General features: G+C 57.6%; 14 protein-coding genes and 2 pseudogenes. 11 read left to right on the forward strand and 5 right to left on the reverse strand.

Annotation, left to right across the window (positions count from 1 at the left end; genetic code table 11):
• Nucleotides 1-44: 44 nt before the first annotated feature.
• A complete protein-coding gene (locus ACFOYY_RS21340) occupies nucleotides 45-590 on the forward strand; it encodes a helix-turn-helix domain-containing protein (protein WP_386191175.1) in 546 nt (181 codons plus the stop codon).
• Nucleotides 515-1,114, forward strand: a complete 600-nt coding sequence (locus ACFOYY_RS21345; RefSeq protein WP_386191178.1) for a transposase — start codon at nucleotides 515-517, stop codon at nucleotides 1,112-1,114. The genes ACFOYY_RS21340 and ACFOYY_RS21345 overlap by 76 nt, the downstream gene beginning before the upstream one ends.
• A 549-nt stretch (nucleotides 1,115-1,663) precedes the next feature.
• On the opposite strand, the gene ACFOYY_RS21350 is transcribed toward ACFOYY_RS21345, so the two are convergent.
• Complete coding sequence (locus ACFOYY_RS21350; protein WP_386191181.1) at nucleotides 1,664-3,910, reverse strand: nSTAND3 domain-containing NTPase; 2,247 nt, start codon at nucleotides 3,908-3,910, stop codon at nucleotides 1,664-1,666.
• A 122-nt stretch (nucleotides 3,911-4,032) separates the two neighbouring features.
• Here ACFOYY_RS21350 and ACFOYY_RS21355 point away from each other — a divergent pair, with 122 nt between their 5' ends.
• From ACFOYY_RS21355 to ACFOYY_RS21365, 3 genes and pseudogenes are all read left to right on the forward strand, one after another.
• A complete protein-coding gene (locus ACFOYY_RS21355) occupies nucleotides 4,033-4,974 on the forward strand; it encodes a hypothetical protein (RefSeq protein ID WP_386191184.1) in 942 nt (313 codons plus the stop codon).
• A gap of 301 nt (nucleotides 4,975-5,275) precedes the next feature.
• A pseudogene (locus ACFOYY_RS21360) lies at nucleotides 5,276-6,946 on the forward strand (ISAzo13 family transposase).
• A 136-nt stretch (nucleotides 6,947-7,082) separates the two neighbouring features.
• Nucleotides 7,083-7,315 (forward strand): annotated as a pseudogene (locus ACFOYY_RS21365) (transposase); the annotation flags it as partial.
• 36 nt (nucleotides 7,316-7,351) lie between these two features.
• Here the strand turns inward: ACFOYY_RS21365 and ACFOYY_RS21370 are convergent.
• Nucleotides 7,352-8,161, reverse strand: a complete 810-nt coding sequence (locus ACFOYY_RS21370) for an IS5 family transposase (protein ID WP_386191615.1) — start codon at nucleotides 8,159-8,161, stop codon at nucleotides 7,352-7,354.
• A gap of 219 nt (nucleotides 8,162-8,380) precedes the next feature.
• Between ACFOYY_RS21370 and ACFOYY_RS21375 the strand changes: the two genes are divergently transcribed.
• From ACFOYY_RS21375 to ACFOYY_RS21400, 6 genes are all read left to right on the forward strand, one after another.
• The gene (locus tag ACFOYY_RS21375; protein ID WP_386191618.1) at nucleotides 8,381-8,731 is read left to right on the forward strand and encodes a transposase; all 351 of its coding nucleotides are present in this window, start codon (nucleotides 8,381-8,383) and stop codon (nucleotides 8,729-8,731) included.
• Between the two features lie 598 nt (nucleotides 8,732-9,329).
• Nucleotides 9,330-9,800, forward strand: coding sequence for a hypothetical protein (locus ACFOYY_RS21380; RefSeq protein WP_386191621.1), 471 nt, complete (start codon nucleotides 9,330-9,332; stop codon nucleotides 9,798-9,800).
• 309 nt (nucleotides 9,801-10,109) lie between these two features.
• Nucleotides 10,110-11,966, forward strand: a complete 1,857-nt coding sequence (locus tag ACFOYY_RS21385; protein WP_386191186.1) for a DEAD/DEAH box helicase family protein — start codon at nucleotides 10,110-10,112, stop codon at nucleotides 11,964-11,966.
• Nucleotides 11,956-12,168 (forward strand): hypothetical protein, encoded by a 213-nt coding sequence (locus ACFOYY_RS21390; RefSeq protein WP_386191188.1) that lies wholly within the window; start codon nucleotides 11,956-11,958, stop codon nucleotides 12,166-12,168. Before ACFOYY_RS21385 ends, ACFOYY_RS21390 begins: the two co-directional genes overlap by 11 nt.
• 3 nt (nucleotides 12,169-12,171) lie before the next feature.
• On the forward strand, nucleotides 12,172-14,118 hold the full coding sequence (locus tag ACFOYY_RS21395; RefSeq protein ID WP_386191191.1) for an AAA family ATPase: 1,947 nt from the start codon (nucleotides 12,172-12,174) through the stop codon (nucleotides 14,116-14,118).
• A complete protein-coding gene (locus ACFOYY_RS21400; RefSeq protein WP_386191194.1) occupies nucleotides 14,118-14,522 on the forward strand; it encodes a hypothetical protein in 405 nt (134 codons plus the stop codon). Before ACFOYY_RS21395 ends, ACFOYY_RS21400 begins: the two co-directional genes overlap by 1 nt.
• On the opposite strand, the gene ACFOYY_RS21405 is transcribed toward ACFOYY_RS21400, so the two are convergent.
• The 3 genes from ACFOYY_RS21405 to ACFOYY_RS21415 form a co-directional block, all read right to left on the reverse strand.
• The gene (locus tag ACFOYY_RS21405; RefSeq protein ID WP_386191197.1) at nucleotides 14,514-15,557 is read right to left on the reverse strand and encodes a DNA-methyltransferase; all 1,044 of its coding nucleotides are present in this window, start codon (nucleotides 15,555-15,557) and stop codon (nucleotides 14,514-14,516) included. The two genes, ACFOYY_RS21400 and ACFOYY_RS21405, sit on opposite strands and share 9 nt — an antisense overlap.
• Before the next feature lie 142 nt (nucleotides 15,558-15,699).
• Complete coding sequence (locus tag ACFOYY_RS21410) at nucleotides 15,700-16,254, reverse strand: DUF1643 domain-containing protein (protein ID WP_386191200.1); 555 nt, start codon at nucleotides 16,252-16,254, stop codon at nucleotides 15,700-15,702.
• A gap of 191 nt (nucleotides 16,255-16,445) precedes the next feature.
• The gene (locus ACFOYY_RS21415) at nucleotides 16,446-16,718 is read right to left on the reverse strand and encodes a hypothetical protein (RefSeq protein WP_386191203.1); all 273 of its coding nucleotides are present in this window, start codon (nucleotides 16,716-16,718) and stop codon (nucleotides 16,446-16,448) included.
• Between the last annotated feature and the right edge of the window lie 438 nt (nucleotides 16,719-17,156).

The raw sequence follows: 17,156 nt of genomic DNA on the forward strand, positions 1-17,156 counted from the left end.
GGGTCGGCCGGTGATGGCTTACGGCGATCGGTTATCCCAGAGGTATGAGGTATGCCGAGGGCGGCGGGCTGACCGCCGCGGAACGCGCCCGGCGGGAGCGGTTGCGCTTCGAGGCCACGGAGCTGTTCGCACAAGGAGTACCGGCCCCGGAAGTGGCGCGACGGTTTCGGGTAAGCCGGATGTCGGCCAATCGCTGGTACCGCACCCGGCAGGACGGCGGGCCGGAGGCACTGGCCTCCAAGGGACCGGGCGGGGAGAAATGCCGGTTGGATGCGCGGCGCCTGCAGCGGCTGCGGGCCGAGCTGGAGCGCGGTCCGGCCGCGCATGGATATCTGGAGGACCAGCGCTGGACGCTGGCCCGAATCGCCGACCTGATCGCGGCGTTGTTTCACGTCCGCTACACCTTGCGTGAGATGTCGTATCTGCTACACCGCCTGGGCTGGAGTCCGCAGATCCCCGTGCAGCGGGCCGTTGAGCGCAGCGAGGGGGTGATCACCTCGTGGGTCGCCGAGGAGTGGCCGGCGATAAAAGGGCGGCGCTCGACCTGGGCACCTGGCTGTACTGGGAAGACGAGTGCGGGCAGAACCTGAGACCGCCCCAGGCACGGACCTGGGCGCCGTGCGGCCGCACTCCGGTGGTCACGGTGACCGGCAAGGGGTACGGCCGGGTGGCGGTGGTCGGGCTGGTGTGCGCCAAGCCGGGGCAGCGTACCCGGCTGATGTACCGGGTCCTGGTCCGGCGCGGGCAGCCGGGTGAGGTCAAGGGCTTCGGGCCTGCGCAGTTCGCGAGGTTGCTGGATGCCGCGCACGCTCAACTCGGCGGGCGGCTGGTGCTGGTGTGGGACAACGACCGCCGTCACCTGTCACGGGCGATGCGCGCCGCGATCGAGGCGCGGGCCTGGCTGACGGTCTTCCGACTGCCCGCCTACGCCCCGGAGTTGAACCCGGCCGAAGGGGTGTGGTCGGTCCTCAAGCGCGGCCTGGCCAACCTCGCTGCCCATGACGTCGATCAGCTCACCATGCTGGTCAAGACGAAACTCAAACGGATGCAGTACCGTCCTGCGCTGCTCGATGGCTTCATCGCCCAGACTGGCCTGATCCTCGAACCGCTGTAACTTCAGCCTTTCAAGCTCAGATGCAGCACCAGCCTGAGCTGCTGACCGGGTTCATCAGCAAGACCGGACTCACGCTCCTCGAACTGCTGTAACCCTCAGCTCTCTCGCTCAGTACGGCAATGCATAATCTGTCGGAACCGAGCACTCGTGGACATTGTCACCACGATGCCTTACCATCTCCTCATTTGTACGTCCGCCGGGAGAGGCCCGGATGACGGAACTCGATCTCGCGGGCAAATACGACCACCCCAATACCCTTCAGGACAAACAAGATTGCCGTGAATAGCTTGTGTCAGTGGATTGACAAAACACGCTTCAGCGCAATCAGGAGTTGCGGAAGACAGGCACGTTTATTAACCAAAACTCAGCCTGCAGACTTCGATCAAAGTTTAGCATTGGCGAGGCCGCCTAGAATTTTAAGGTTGACACTTATACAGTCTCCGGACACACCGAAGATCTACGTCGAGTCTAGGGGATTCACTGCCCCATGGACTTCGCGATCCCTCAGCTCTACAAATAAGTCATTAATGGACTAGCTAGCACAAGAGATCAATCAGTGGAATCATCAAGCCGGCTAAAGATATGTCTAATCTGAGCAACCGTCTCCCGCTTCAAAGAAGAGGCAGGAGGCTTCTCTGGCCAATTAGTATAATCACCACTGTTGATTTCTAACTCATCTACGCGATCGAAATATGCATCGAAACTAAGTGAGTGACCATACCATTCTGCACGCTCTTGCAAGTCAATCAGCGCCTCCCTTAACATATCGGCAGATGTGGTTGATTCTATTAACTGCTCCAGCTCAAGGGTAATGACCAGAGCCGCCTTATTTCGAGCAACATCATGTATCTCGGCATCATGAAGATCGCTTGGAAGTGATTCATATGCATCAAGATCCCTTAATGTTGCAATGTTAGTCACCGCACTCCTAACAAGGCTCTTAATTTGCAGGTTTGCTTCAAGCTCATCTTCTCGAGGTACATCGAGAAGCCGGACCGCTAGGGACAGACCATCAATGACCGGCATAAATCTTTGAGCGGAGTTAATATTTGAGATTTGATTCCATAGCCATCTAGTGCTGTCTATAGATCCGTATATCGCTGCGAGCGCAGCCACCTCGCTCAGCAGCCTAGCTGAGGAGGCTTCGGTTATTGCGGCGGAGAGCTCACGCTGAATTACCTTACCAATCAAGCGGGCAATTTCATCTCGGCGGCTAGTTAGAGCGTAGGCGAGTTCAGCCCGTTGGAAACGATGCGAGTTGGGGACTCCCCTGAGCAAGCCCGCAGCCTGAGTTAAGGCGGTAATTTGCTCAAACCTCTGGATGTGATCGATTCGCTCTCCCGCCAAGTCGATGTCATCTAGAAGGTTAAGCAGGAAGTCGCGGCAGCCAGGGTTTGCGAAAGCCAATGACTTTTCCAAGCTCGAGATAGCCAATCTGACCCAAGCGGGTTCGAGTGCTTGCCATATTTCTTTCCACTCTAGAGAAGTAACATCCTGTCCACAGATTTTTTTGAGCTCCTCAAGTCGGATCGGGCGAGCAGGAAAGGTCGCTAGAGTCAATAGCAGTTCCTTCGCCGGAGCTTTCAATGCTTGAAAGCTAACTTTGAGCAACTCGTGGGGGTCGTCCAATATCTGGCTAAGTTGAGCCAATAGCGTATCGGCTGACGTGCTTATTGTTGCCCTCTGGGCAACTGTTGCCACTACTCTTGGATTATAAGATGGATGCTGCACAAGGCTAATGATCCTGTTGTCAATCGCTAGCTGTCGACGGTCTACATTTGAGAGACTAGAAAAATACAAGTGGTTGAATAGAATCTCAGCCCGAGTCTTAACGTCGTATGTGGACAGGGCGATCAAATAAGGAATGGGGGCGCTAGTTACCCTGGACAGTGATTCACTATTTGCTAGTGACGCCTGCCTAAGAACCTGCTCCCTAGTAGTCATAATGAGACGCTTATGCTTTTTAAGCTTCCGGACCCTCGCGATGAATGACTCGAGATGAGGTCCTTCTTCCGTCGCCGTAATCTTAAGCTCGGCTTGCCCGAGGAAGTCGTCATAGTAGAAGAGGCGTGGCGTGTCGTCCTTCCGCAGAAGGTCCCACGCCTCGATCGAATTCGACACATGAACGACTTCCCATCCCTCACGACTTGCTGCTAAAGCCACCATCTCTGCGAGGAACGTCTTGCCTGCACCCGGCGCGCCGGCTACAACGCAAACTCCCTCCTCTCGGAGGACGTGAAAAACCTCTGCGTAGGCTGGCGGCTCGACCCAGAATCTTGCCCGATCAAGGGTCTCTTCCAGAAGTGCCTCGGTACGCCGCCAGCGCCCACTGTTGATAAGATCCTCCACCACGGTGCTGGAGGAAAGCCAAAGCTTGATATGCCGACGTTCGACCTCCGGATGGTTCATGAGGGCATCGTTGAGGGCACGGGCGCCCAATACATCGTCGTGAGCCAGCGCAATGCCCAAGCTCCGCAGCTCTTTAACGATCTTGGTGTGGTTCAAGGCCGTTAGAGGAAGCGAGGTGGCAATCATGTATCGGTCGGCGCCTCTCGCTCCGGGCTTGACAGCTTCCTTAAGAGCCGACTTTCGGAAGTCCGACCAGGTGGACCCTGCATAGTGCTTGCACTGCACCACGGTGATCTTGTCCTGAGTATCAACTTGCCGCAGGTCGACCCCTTGGTCGCGCCCTGCTGGGTAAGAGTGGAGCTTGAGCCCGAACTCAGTGTTGATAAGGTCGCAAACGAAGTACTCGAAATCCGTTGGAGACAGTGTTTTGAAGTCGTAATCAGCCATATCTGCCCTAGTTTGTCCACATTCCGTGGCATAGCCTTTAGCCGTCTCAGAGGTCATCATCGGTGAGTAGCTACTGGCAAAATCATGGATAATGATACTTCTGTTGGCCGAGAGGGGCTGCAATGTTTCACATCACCCACATGACCTACACTCGCGTGGCCCCGGGCGTCTCGCCCCGTTCCCCCCAGTTGCAGCTGGTCGAGAGCGAGGTCGAAAAGTTCCTACGAGAACACATCGCAGCCATGCGCAGGATGACCTCCAAGTCCGACTCGCCTCCACCTGCTGTCTTCGAAGACTCTGAAGCGCAGGACCTCTTCCGGAAGCTTCACACGGGGAGCGATGATGAGTTCCTCACGTCAGTTGACATGCTCACTAAGCGGTTGATTGAGCGGATGAACGGTCGGACCGCCCCTGGGCTGCTGATCAGCCTTCGCGCGCAGGAGGAGAACGAGCGGATCGCTGGTGTTCTCAAACTTCAGGTCGTCGCACCTAACGGAGCTACACTGGAGGAACTAGAGTCCGGAGATGTAAAACTTTCTGCCATCACCAACGTCCTTGAGAAGCCCGGCGATCTCCAAAAGGGGGCCTTGGTAGCCACAAACCTTGCCCATGGGCGTGTACTCTGCGGAGACCGGCTCACGCGCCAAGCCAGCTACTTTCCACAAGCCTTCGGGATCAAGATTTTTAGTCGGCCCAGTGCAGGGACAACTGCGCTCTTTGCAGCTTTAGAGGAGTGCGGCGAAGATCTCCCGGGGAAGGTTGCCCCAGTCCTCAACCGAGTAGAACGCGGAAGCCCATCGGAGGTGCTTCAGGAACTGGGCATGCTGGTCCAGGATCTTAGCGAAGCGCGGCAACACGAAGTTCTCTCTCTGATGGAGCGGGAAGCACGACCAGTCATCCTCATCGATACCGCACGAGACATTGCGATAAAAATCTTGGCTGGTGACATCACGATTTCTGGCCCCACAAGTGTCATAGAGCAAATCCCGATCGAGCAGTTACCTGACGGCGGGTGGCAAGTCGTGATCCGTACCTCAGAGCAGCCTATCCGGAAACGTCAGTAGGCCCTTCACCCGCTGTAGAAGCGTAGAGGTTACTCCGCTCGTTAGGTATCTTGAACTGCGCAAATAGGCTGCTTACCACCTGTGCCACAAAAGATCATCCCCCGATGATCCCTGAATCCGATCGTGAGAGTAACTCGTCATCCGGTGGCAAGCCGACCCGGAGCACAGGGCCGTCAGGCCCGCGCACCGGAAGCGGCGCGGCAGCCATAGAACCGCACATGCTCGTATCACGATGTTCCGAGGCTTAGGGCTTGCAGATAATTAACCCGTAACTTTCGGAGATGCCGCTCGTTGGTGTGGTATGGGCGTAGCGGCTGAGACTGAGGCGTTGCTGGCGGCGAAGTTCGAGGTGATCCTCCCGCACCTGGATGAGCGGCAGCGTCGGTTGCTGATGGGCGCCGAGGCGCGTGCGCTGGGACATGGTGGCATCGCGGCGGTGGCCAGGGCCGCCGGGGTTCGAGCGGCGACAGTGTCGCTGGGCGTCGATGAACTGGAAGCGGGCACGGAACCGCTGAGCCGGGTTCGCCGGCCTGGTGGAGGCCGTAAACGCCTGATCGAGGTCGACTCAGGATTGCGTGCGGCGTTGCTGGCGCTGGTAGAGCCTGACACGCGAGGCGATCCGATGTCTCCGCTGCGCTGGACGACGCTGTCGACCCGCCGTCTGGCCAGGGAACTGACCGATCAGGGGCACCGGATCGGCGCGGACACGGTCGCGGACCTGCTGCGCCAGGAGGGCTTCAGCCTCCAAGGCAACGTCAAGACCTTGGAGGGCAAGCAGAACCCCCACCGGGACGCCCAGTTCCGCTACCTCAACGAGCAGGTCAAAGCCCACCAGGCAGCCGGGCAGCCGGTCATCAGCGTGGACACCAAGAAGAAGGAACTGATCGGCGAGTTCAAGACCGCAGGCCGTCAATGGCGCCCTGCAGGCCGGCCGGTGCAGGTCGCCGTGCACGACTTCCCCAACCGTGACCTGGGCAAAGCCATCCCCTATGGCGTCTACGACCTGGCCGCCGACAGCGGCTGGGGCAACGTCGGCACCGACCATGACACCGCTGCCTTCGCGGTGGAATCCATCCGCCGCTGGTGGAACGGCGCCGGGCAAGGAACCTACCCTGACGCCAGGCGGCTGCTGATCACCGCTGATGCGGGGGGCTCCAACGGATACCGCACCCGCGCCTGGAAGGCCGAACTCGCCATGCTGGCCGAGCAGACCGGCCTGGAGATCACCGTTTGTCACTTCCCGCCCGGCACCTCCAAATGGAACCGTATCGAGCACCGGTTGTTCTGCCACATCACGATGAACTGGCAGGCCAAGCCGCTGACCAGCCATGAAGTCATCGTGCCGACCATCGCTGCGACCACCACCACGACCGGCCTGAGGGTGCACGCCGAACTGGACACCGGGCAATACGCCACCGGCGTCAGCATCAGCGACGCCCACATGGCTGGCCTGCCCATCACCAGCCACGACTGGCACGGCGAGTGGAACTACACCCTGCTGCCCGCATGGCCGGCAGCCATCCCCGAGCCCGCCGGCACGGCGCCATCGAGACGACCGGGACTGGCTGGCTCACCCTGCCCTGACCGGCCTGCCGCGGCGAGAATGGGATCGGCTCATCGACCGGCTGGCTCTCCTGCGCATGACCAGCGAGAAGCCGATCTGCACCGCCAGCGCGGCGGCCCGCGGAAAGTAGCGGCCGGAACCGGCCGCCACCCCCGCCTCACCCTCCCCGAGCGCCTTCTGATCACCGTCTTGCACCAGCGCCTTGGCCTGCCCCAAGCAGTACTCGCCGACCTGTTCCAGGTCACCCTCATGACCGCCAACCGGGCCATCCGGCAGATCCAGCCCCTGCTCGACCGGGCTGGCTACACCATCACACCCACTCAGAAACGTCTTTACTCGACATCAGACCTCGCCGCCTACGCCCTCAGCACCGGCGCTTTCCCGCAAGAGATCAACTCGGCGAGTTAATTGTCTGCAAGCCCTTAAAGCGCCTAACAGAATGATCTCTGTTGTGCTTTGATCTCTCACTGGAACGGCGGCAGGAGGGGTTAGCCGGTTGGCACGGCCGAAGCCATGGGGCATCGGCGACGAACCGTGAGCGGTCATCGAGCCATTGCTACCAAATACCAGCGGTGGGCACACTGGCCAGGGCGAAAGCATCTGGATGACCGCCTGGCCCTGCAAGGCATCCTATTCGTCCTGCACACCCACATCGCCTGGGAACCCCTGTCCCAAGAACTCGGGTACAGCTCAGGAATGATCTGCCGGCGTCGATTGAACGAGTGGCACAAGGCCGGGGTCTGGCAGCGTCTGCACGAGATGCTCCTGACCAAGCTCAGGTCTCAGTAGGTGTTTGAGAGCTGATCGTTAGCTTCACCGGACCACCCATTCGAGCGGCCGTGGTCCGGGCCGCTGAGCGGGATGGTCTTGCGTGGCTCGCCGCAGCAACGTGCTGATCGCCGCCCACCGGACCATCGCCTCACTGATCGGCAGACTGCGCTCATAATCACGCACCAGCCGCCGATGCAACATCAGCCAGACCAGCGCCCGCTTCACCACCCACCGCTTGGGATGCACCTGAAAACCACGCTGGTCAGCAGGCTTGGCCACGATGTGCACGACGATGCACAGCACCCGACGCGCCCAGGCCACCAACCGCCCGGCAAACCCCTGATCGGCAAAGACCACCCGGCACGAACCGGTCAGATACAGCCCCAGCAGCAAGGTCGTGGCCCCGGCCCGATCCTGCACACCGGCCGGACGCACTATCACCGCCAGCAGCAGACCAAGGATGTCGGTCGCCACGAACCGCTTACGGCCGTTGACCCTCTTGTTCGCGTCATAGCCACGGGCGCCGACACCGACGGTGTCGGCGCCCTTGACGCTCTGGCTGTCGACGACCGCCGCCGACGGCTCCGGATCCCGACCGGCCCGTTTGCGGATGCGCCGGCGCAGCACGTCCAGGACCTTCTGGGTGACGCCCTGGTCCTCCCAGCGCACGAAGTGCCAGTACACCGTCTGCCAGGGCGGGAAGTCCACCGGTAGTTGCCGCCAGGCACAGCCGGTGCGCACCACGTACACGATGGCGTCCACGATCTCCCGGCGCGGATGTTTCTCCTTGCGGCCGTCCCAATGCGGAGCAGGCAGCAGCGGTTCGATCAGCGCCCACTGCTCATCGGTCAGATCAGAGGGATAGAAAGGGCTGTCGTGTCATGTCTGCATTCCTACCCCACCACGGGACAGCCTCACGATCAGCTCTCAAACACGCCGTCAGGAGCGATCGACCTTTCCCGGCCGTGATGGACTCCTCCTACATCAGAGCCCTAAAAGACCAGCCCGAGCCCCGTCGATCGAGGACGATCCGGCAGCAAGCACCACCTGATCGTCGACGCCACCGGCATCCTGCTCGCCGCAATCCTGACCAGCGGCAACCGCGGGCGACGCCACCCAGCTGATGCCACTGCTGCACGTGTTCCACCGGTACGCGGCAAGCGCGGCCGACCCCACAGACGGCCCGACGTCGTCCTGGCCGATCGCGGCTACGACCACAACGAGTACCGCAGGCAGGTCCGCGGCCTGGGCATCCGCCCGCTGATCGCCCACGCGGCACCGAGCACGGCTTCAACCTGCGCAAACACTGCTGGGTCGTGGAGCCGACCTTCGCCTTGCTGCACCACCTCCGCCGTCTGCGTATCCGCTGGGAGGTGCGCGACGACATCTACGAGGCATTTCCTAAGCTCGGCTGCGCCTTGATCTGCTGGCGCCGCCTCAGCTCATTGCGTTAGGAGTTCCAACTAACCCGCCTAACCCGCAAGTCCTGGGCGATGTCACGGGTGGCCTTCCGCCCTCGAACCGCTCACCCGCGCGAAGACGTGACCGCTCCTATCCCTCCTGTTCAACAGGCGTGTACCTGTTCCTCTGTCCGTACCACATGTCTCCGCCGTACGCCCACAGTGACAATCAGTCACAATTTCGCTACTCTATGAACTTATTCTGCGTAGTCGGACAAACGGCTCTCGACAAGAAGTAACGCACTGAGCGTTACCGCATCCGCAGGAAAGTGTCAGAGGAGGCGTCTACTATCGCCTGAAGGGAAGTCTGCCAAGCCCCCAGGCGTAGAGGTATGACAAGGGAGATGACCGAAACCCACCTGCCGCAGCAGTTCGGCGAAGCACAGAGCAGCCAACAGGCCCTCCCATTTGAGGTTGCATGGCCAAAGTGGGCGTTGGAGCCCGATGAGGTCTTTCAGGGTACATCGCGCCCAATCTACACAGGCACCAAGAGCTACCTACCGAAGACCTTGACGAGAGCTCTACGCCCATGTCTTCGTCAAGCGCCTTCCGATGACCAGATGAAGACGAAACCCCTTCTTTTGGAATGTCGCATCCCACTCCCTCGACAACTCCGCTTTTATCTATATTCAGTTACGCAACACGCCTCTGAACGCCAGGTAGATACATTTAAAATACAGCTCACCTCCGGCAATCCCGTAAATGGAGAAAGCGGGAAAAGGTTTACCTTTGACCGAACCGGTGGAATACGTCCGATTCTGATCGGATATCACGCCGATCTCCGCGTTTTCATCCTGTGGGATGCAGAGTTACACGATGCCCAAGGAGGATTCGCCTTCTCATCCAGCTGCCAGGCACCTCCCGATTTAATTTATAGCGCAGTGACACACGGGCTGGCGATTGCAGAAAGGCCATTAAAGCGCCTAGCACGCACAGAGGAAATGTTGGCGTCACGGCCAGAACGACTAATTGAGGCAATTGAGAAGCGAATAGCTTTGAGCAATAAGTCCCTCTTGGATGGGGTGGTCTGAAGTATGCTGATAGATATAGGACACTTGCAGACAGAGTACACATCTGAATCAGACAACATAGCGCGAGACTTTTACGACCCTTGCCTTAGGGCGTCGGTTCGGTACGACCGCATAACAGGGTTCTTCAGCTCGACGGTATATCATCTAATTTGGTCAGGTCTGAGCGAATTTGTAACCAATAATGCTGGCCGGATACGCCTCATCTGTTCACCGCAGCTATCGAACAGAGACGCCGATGGCTTGATTTATGGCTACGAAGCACGCGACATAGATGACCTAGCAGCACGACTGCATCGTGAGCTACGCGAGATGCTCGCGGACCCGCTTCAAGGAGACAGTACGCGACTGCTTGCAGCATTGATCGCTTCTCAACATCTAGACATTCGGCTAGCCCGCGTCACAAATCGCGCTACATCGCAAGCGAAACGCATGTTTCATGATAAGGTTGGCCTCTTTTCTGATCGTGAAATGAACATTGTAGGCTTCCGCGGCTCTTTGAACGAAAGCTTCCTAGGGCTCTCGCCTGCAGGAAATATCGAGTCAATCGATGTTTGGCCCTCATGGGAAGATAAACGTGACAGTGAACGCGCCCAGAATGCTGCCTCGCGCTTCGAACGCCTATGGCGAGGGGAAGCGCATGGCGTCACCATAATAAGCCTACCCGATCATTTTCGGGAAGAACTTGAGCGCGTCGCAGAAGATTTTGATCTAAACGAGGCTCTAACACAGCTACGAGATAATCAGCCTCGCCCCAGCGACACGACCGAAGAGCCATCAATTGGAGGGCTATCGCTTCTACCGCACCAAAAGGAAGCCGTGACGGCATGGCGCAATAATGACTGCAGAGGAATCTTTGCGCATGCGACCGGCGCTGGCAAGACAGTGAGTGCCCTCTATTGCGCTGATGTCATTTTGCGAAGAGGATATGTCCCATTAATACTTGTACCATCAACGCTCCTTCTCGATCAGTGGGCTGGCAACCTTCGAGACATCATCGGGGCACGGGTGATCCTCTGTGGCGGAGGAAATGACCGCTGGAACAGGAACGGCCTTGTACGCGCGGCGCTCGAGCAAGCTGCAGGAGAGAAGCCGCATGCAGTGGTAGCAATTATGAATAGTGCGGCATCGACTGATTTTATAGCGCAAGTTCGTCCACTTTCGAAGAAGGTTGCTCTTATAGCCGATGAAGTCCATCGCCTCGGTAGTCCAATATTCCGTGGGATCATCGACAAGATTGATGCTCCCGTACGGCTTGGACTAAGCGCTACGCCGGAGCGCGCGAATGACCCTAGCGGTACTGCTGCGATTCTAGATTATTTTGGTGGAATCGTACACACCTATACCCTTAAACAAGCATTGGATGATGGAGTTCTTGCTCCATATAGGTATATCCCGCACTGGGTTGAGCTGACCAACTCCGAGCAGATGGAGTGGGACCTAAGAACGTCGCGTATCCGCCGGCTATACGCACAGTCGCGCCGGACAGGCTCTGGGCCAGAAATTGCCGAGCGTCTTCTGATGCAACTAATCGAGCGAGCTCGGATAGCCAAAAATGCAAGCAGGAAGATTGATCAAGCTGTAGACGTTGTCGTCGAAAATTACAGACCAAACGCTAACGCGAAATGGCTCATTTACTGCGACAACCAAGGGCAACTTCAGGAAGTTATCGCAGGGCTCCGACAGCGAGGCATTGTCGCATGGGAATACCATCGTCAGATGGCTGGTGACGCCCACACCACCCTTAAACTCTTTGAAGAGACCGGTGGGATAGTTGTGGCAATCAGGTGCCTGGATGAGGGAGTAGATATTCCCTCTGCAACGCATGCGCTGATCCTTGCGTCATCCCGAAATCCAAGAGAATTCATCCAGCGAAGGGGACGGGTGCTTCGCCGTGCGCCAGGCAAGGTGACAGCTACTTTGATAGACATCCTCGCGTTTCCTTCCCACATAGAACAGAATGATCCCAACCTGTCGCTGGTTGTGGGTGAGCTAGCGAGAGCGGTCCAGTTCGCTGAGTGGTCGCTGGGTAAGTCGGGCATGTCGATTCTGCAACGACGGTGGATTGAGATGGGCCTACCCCTTGATCAGTTGGACGAGCTCAGGCAGTCTGGGCTTGAAGAGGAGGCGTCACATCTGCTTGGGGACGGGGGACAAGGTGAACAATGATCAGCCGATCGAAGGATTTGAACTTTATGCCACGGTCGAAGAAATCCGGCAACGCGACTTCCCTGATCTGGATGCGGACCTTGTTGCAGAAGTGCTGACTATGCAGAGACTTCATTCTGAAGATCAAGCAGAAGCGAGAAGTAAAACAGAGCAAGCAATCAGCCGCTGGGTCGCCCAGCACCTTGGCAAAGAGGAGGTCTAGTCTGTGCTGGTTTTTCATCGTCTCACAATAGAAAACTTCGGCCCCTATTTCGGAACGCAAAGCCTGGATTTCGAGAAGTCTCGGGGGGTTTATATTGTCTATGGGCAGAACGGGCAAGGAAAAACGAAACTACACAACGCGTTTCGCTGGGCACTGTATGGCCGAATCTTCGGTCGACGCGGGGAGGCGGCTGCGGCAGACCTAGTCAATAGTGAGGCGAGAAAACAAATTGGGTATGGCAAATTTGCTACGATCCTAGAGTTCTCTCACGAAAATTCTCGTTATCGTTTGACGCGTCGATACGACGAAAATAGTGATCCGAGCATCATGCTACGGCTAGAGAAGGACGGAACCCCGGTTTCGCAGACTCAGGCGGAGCGTCTGCTGCAGACAATCGCTCCTGTGAGCATCAGTCAATTCTTTCTCTTTGACGGAGAACTACTGCGTCAGTATGAGGACCTATTGGACAAGGGAAGCGAGGAGGGTGCAAAGCTAGAGGAGGCTATTGAACGGGTCCTTGGCGTGCCGATCGTAGCTAATGCCCGCCGCGATATAGAGGAAGTGCGGAAGGCGGCTGGCCGGCGACTCGCCGATCTAGCGGCAGCAAATGAGAAGACTCAGCGACTCGGTATCGCGCTAAGGGAGGCACAGGATCTCCGGGACGAACTTCTCAAGGAATTCTCCAAGCAGAAACGTGAAGTTCGTGGACATGAAGAACGTATCGGCGTTATTGAGGAGAAACTCAGAGAGGCAAAGCGCTCAGAGCGGCTGCTGACTCAGCTGGATATGCTCCGCAATCAAGAGGCGGAGCTTTTGAGGAAGATTACCAAGGCGGAGGAAGACCTGGCGCAATCCGCAACAGAGTTGTGGCAGGTTGTCCTAGCTGCTCCCGCCCGACGAGAGCTGGTCAACCTTCAGCGAGACCTTAGAGATACCGACTCAGACCTGCATACGACCTACGCATCACTTCGTGATTTGTATCACCTCGAGTCACGCGATGATTGCCCTGTATGTGCGAGCTCGCTGGACGCTGCGGATAAGGCCGCGATGCTGCAGCGCATCAGGAGGAGTGCAAGCAGCGAGCGACGCGAAGCACTGGAGCGTCAGCGCCGCGATGTTCAAGAGCGTATGGAGATCTTGCAAGGTCTAGCAGGACATGATGGGCGACTCGTCCGCGAGCGCGATAAGTCGCTGCGAAATCTGCGGCTAGAGTTGGACACTGCACAGACTGATATTCGGGAGCTCGAAGAGGAGCTTGCAGACATCGCAGACGAGCAGGAAGTGAGACGCCTAGTTAAAGAGCGGAAGGAGCGGCAGGACCTCGTTGGGCGTCTCAAGGGTGATATTGACAGTATCGCACGGCAAATCCAAGATAAAGAACTTGCCATCGATGACCTGCAGGCGAATTTGAGTAAGAATCGGTTCTCTCCGGAACCGGCAACCAGCCGCAAGGAGGACGTCTCCAGAAAGCTGTCTACCCTCTTCGAAAGATCAATCGATGTTTATCGAGATAAACTAAGGCTGCGCGTGGAGGAGACAGCATCGAATATATTTCGTCGGATAGCTTCAGAGCCGGACTATAATAGCCTTAAGATTACAGAGCACTATGGCCTAGAGATTCTAGACTTAAACGGACAAATAGTAAGTGGGCGTTCGGCTGGCTATGAGCATCTTGTTGCTTTGTCGTTGATTGCGGCACTCCAGCACTCAGCGTCCGTTCGTGGACCCGTCGTAATGGACTCTCCATTCGGGCGTCTAGACCATGAGAACACACGAAAAGTTGTCGCAGCCCTGCCTCAAATGGCAGATCAAGTAATTCTACTAGCCTTCAAAGGCGAGTTTGACGAAAGAGAAGCTGCTCGGGCTCTCGATCATCACCTGATTGCTGAATACGAGCTTGAGAGAGTATCTTCTAGACACACCAAAATTGTTCCCAAGGGTTATATGTAATGAGCGATATCAAGACGGTAGCTTTCAGTGTCGAAGCGCTGCAGGCTGTTCAGCAGTTGGAGAAGCGGTTTTCTTTTAATCATCAGCTCGATCTCGGGCGGCTTGGCTTTGCCTATGCCGTTCAACATAGGCTGGACCTAGATCGAGGATCCGGATTTGGCACCCCAGGTCGGACGGGTTATAACGAGGGTAGTATTGACCCTGACCGATTGATGCGATCCGCAGTCAAGATTTTTTACCCAGACTCCCAAATACTCGGAGAACCATTACGAGCTGTCGAAACCTTGATGAGTAAGGGGCTGATTTTGTTGTTGCGTCATTTGGAGGAGGGGGTTATCGGCAGTCTCAGCGATATAGTGCCAGGTTATGAAGAATCAGACGAGAGCCTGAAAAGCTTAGAATAAGGCGGAGGGCTCGTCCGTTCTTCTGGCCTCAGCATCGCCAGAAGACTGGGGCGGTTTAGCTGCTGAAAGCTCCATTTTCTGCCCTGCCAGTATACTTTCGTAGTGCTTCTTGACTGTCTCTGGTGGCTGATCCTCTAGGAATCTGAGAGCTGAAAGAGCCGCGTATTTCCGATCTTTCTCAAAAGCCAGCCATCGGCGATTGAGATCTTCTGCTGCTTTGCCCGTGGTATTTGAGCCGCTAAAAAAGTCAACTACTACATCGCCTGGCTCGGTCAGCATTCTGATAAAAAATTCAGGCAGGGCTGAGGGAAATCGTGCCGGATGACTAGGTGTATCCAGATATTGGCACATCCGAAGATAAAAGCTATTGGACTCTGTATTCGGTATTACAAGGAGATTGGGTGGAAGAGCTCCGCCGTTGTCCAGTCCAAATGCACTGCCGATAACGTGCTCTGACGGGCGATCTTTGGGGCGATAATACCCCTCCGGGTTGCGTAGGAGACGCTGCATGGAATCTGAATACGGTATCCGGACCTTGGAGATATCTGCCTTGGGAAGATCGGTTTTTGAGAGCCACCAGACTGTGTTAACTGCGTCTTTGGCTCGTATTTTGCGCTTATTAACCCATTCAATTGGAGATGGAAGTCGCGCTGGATTAAACCAGTAGAATTCTTCGGCGAGAAAATAGCCGAGCTCATCTATAAAGGCGATCAGGGCTCGAAATTGATGAAGCGACCTCACTGGTCGCCCTCGCTGGTAGGCACCACCAATGTCGATGACCAGACTTCCCGTAGGCTTGAGTGCAGTATGAGCCAGTTTTGCAAACGCCGTTAGCCACGCTACGTACTCTTTCTGGTCCTCATTGCCATATGCCTTCTTACGTAGCAAAGGAAAAGGAGGACTCGTGATGAACAGGTCGACGCTCTCGGGCGGGAGCTCAGCGAGTAGGCTCTGACTCTCTCCGCAGAGCTGAGCTCCGACCTCAGTAGTGTAGAGGACGGTGCCAGAACTCAGATGGTCGAACAACTTGGTCATCAGGCTCCTCGTAACTCGCTAAGGGAAGACCTTAGTGTGTCGCATGCTTGTAGGCAGGTCGAAATCAGAATGGCGTATAGCGATCTTGCTAACGGTTGGCCGGGGGGTGAAGGCGGGCGGAGCGGCGAAGCTCCCCTGTTGTTCAGAAGGAGTCTTCGGCCACGGTGATCCCTGGCTGATCGAGCAGCAAGGGGACGAGCGCGCGGTTAAGGCGATCTTGGAAGGAACTGCCTGGGACGCGGTTTTTTTGAGGCCCTAGATATTGGTGCCAGCGTGAGGGATGCCGTGGTTTCCCCTCAAGTGTCCAAACGGAGCGAACCCCTTGTTCACGGAGCACCTCTCGAACGTACGTCACTTGGTCCTTAAGGAGCTGCCTAAGCATTCCAGTTCCACCACCCATGCCCCACGCCACTAACACCTCATCACTATGCGTGATCGACTTCCTTAACTTTTCACGGGAGATAACGATCTCACGCGCGGAGATTGGGGTCTGATTGAGCGATGGGAGATCCTTGGACGGGACAGCTAGCAGGTTGACGAGAGAGAGGCTCTGGCAACCAGTTATAGAGAGAGCCGCTGTGACATTACGGTACGTTACAGTTTCCTCTGCAGGCCGTAGTGGTGGGTTGAGCAGGATCGCACAGAGTACTCGGTCTGGGGTAGCGCGCAGGGGGTTCCTCCTGCCTGTGTGTCCCACCTTGATAGCTTCGAAGAGACGATAGCGGTATCGCTGCTCAGACGGACAATTGGCGCGTGGGTGGTGCTGGCCGCGACCGGCCGGAGAGCCGCAGCGCGGCCAGCGACCGCCCGACGCGCGGCGGGCCGCCGAAGGCGGATCGCCCTTGAAGACGGACAGATAAGTTTCTTTCGATCTTGGAATGAGTGTCGTCAGCTGCTCTGAGCTGCGGGTACTGCGCCGGACCAGACTCGTTCGAAGCTGTCGAGGTAGGTGGTGGCGGTGCTGTCGGGTTCGTTGCCGGTGACGTAGATGACGGGGGCTTCGGGGGCGCGGGTGCCGTAGATGTGCAGGTTGACCAGGAGGCCGTTGTCGACGCGGTAGATGGAGTTGTACAGGATCGTGTCGTGGAGCCGGATCTTGATCCCGTCGACGGCCTGGAGGGGCTGGTAGAGGGTGAGGGCGTTCCTGGTTCTGGAGACCATGACGTCGCCGCCGACCCCTTCGTCGACTCCACGGGTGGCGACGTGGGGGCTGGTGAGGTCGCCAAGCAGGATGCGTACCCGTACTCCGGCAAGTTGCCTTCTGGGTCAGGATGCGGAGTAGTCCGGCGTCTTCGGCGAGGAACAGGCCGCTGTAGACGAGGATGCCGATCTCGGTCTGCGCGGAGACGAAGAAGGTGCGCCAGACGTCGGCCGGTACGGCCCAGCGGTGCGGGTAGACGGCCTTGATCTCGGTTGACACTCCCGGGCGTCGGCGGGCGCTTTCGGACCATAGGTCGTTTTCGTCGACGTGGAGGAGGTCGGCGACGGCGAGGCGGTGGCGCGGGTGGGGGACGCGGCCGGCCAGCCAACGGGAGACGGTTTTGGGGTCGACGGTCAGGTGGGTGGCCACGTCGAGGGGCTGCAGGCGGGCCCGGATGA

This window comes from Streptosporangium jomthongense (assembly GCF_042650425.1).
Classification (GTDB): Bacteria; Actinomycetota; Actinomycetes; order Streptosporangiales; family Streptosporangiaceae; genus Streptosporangium.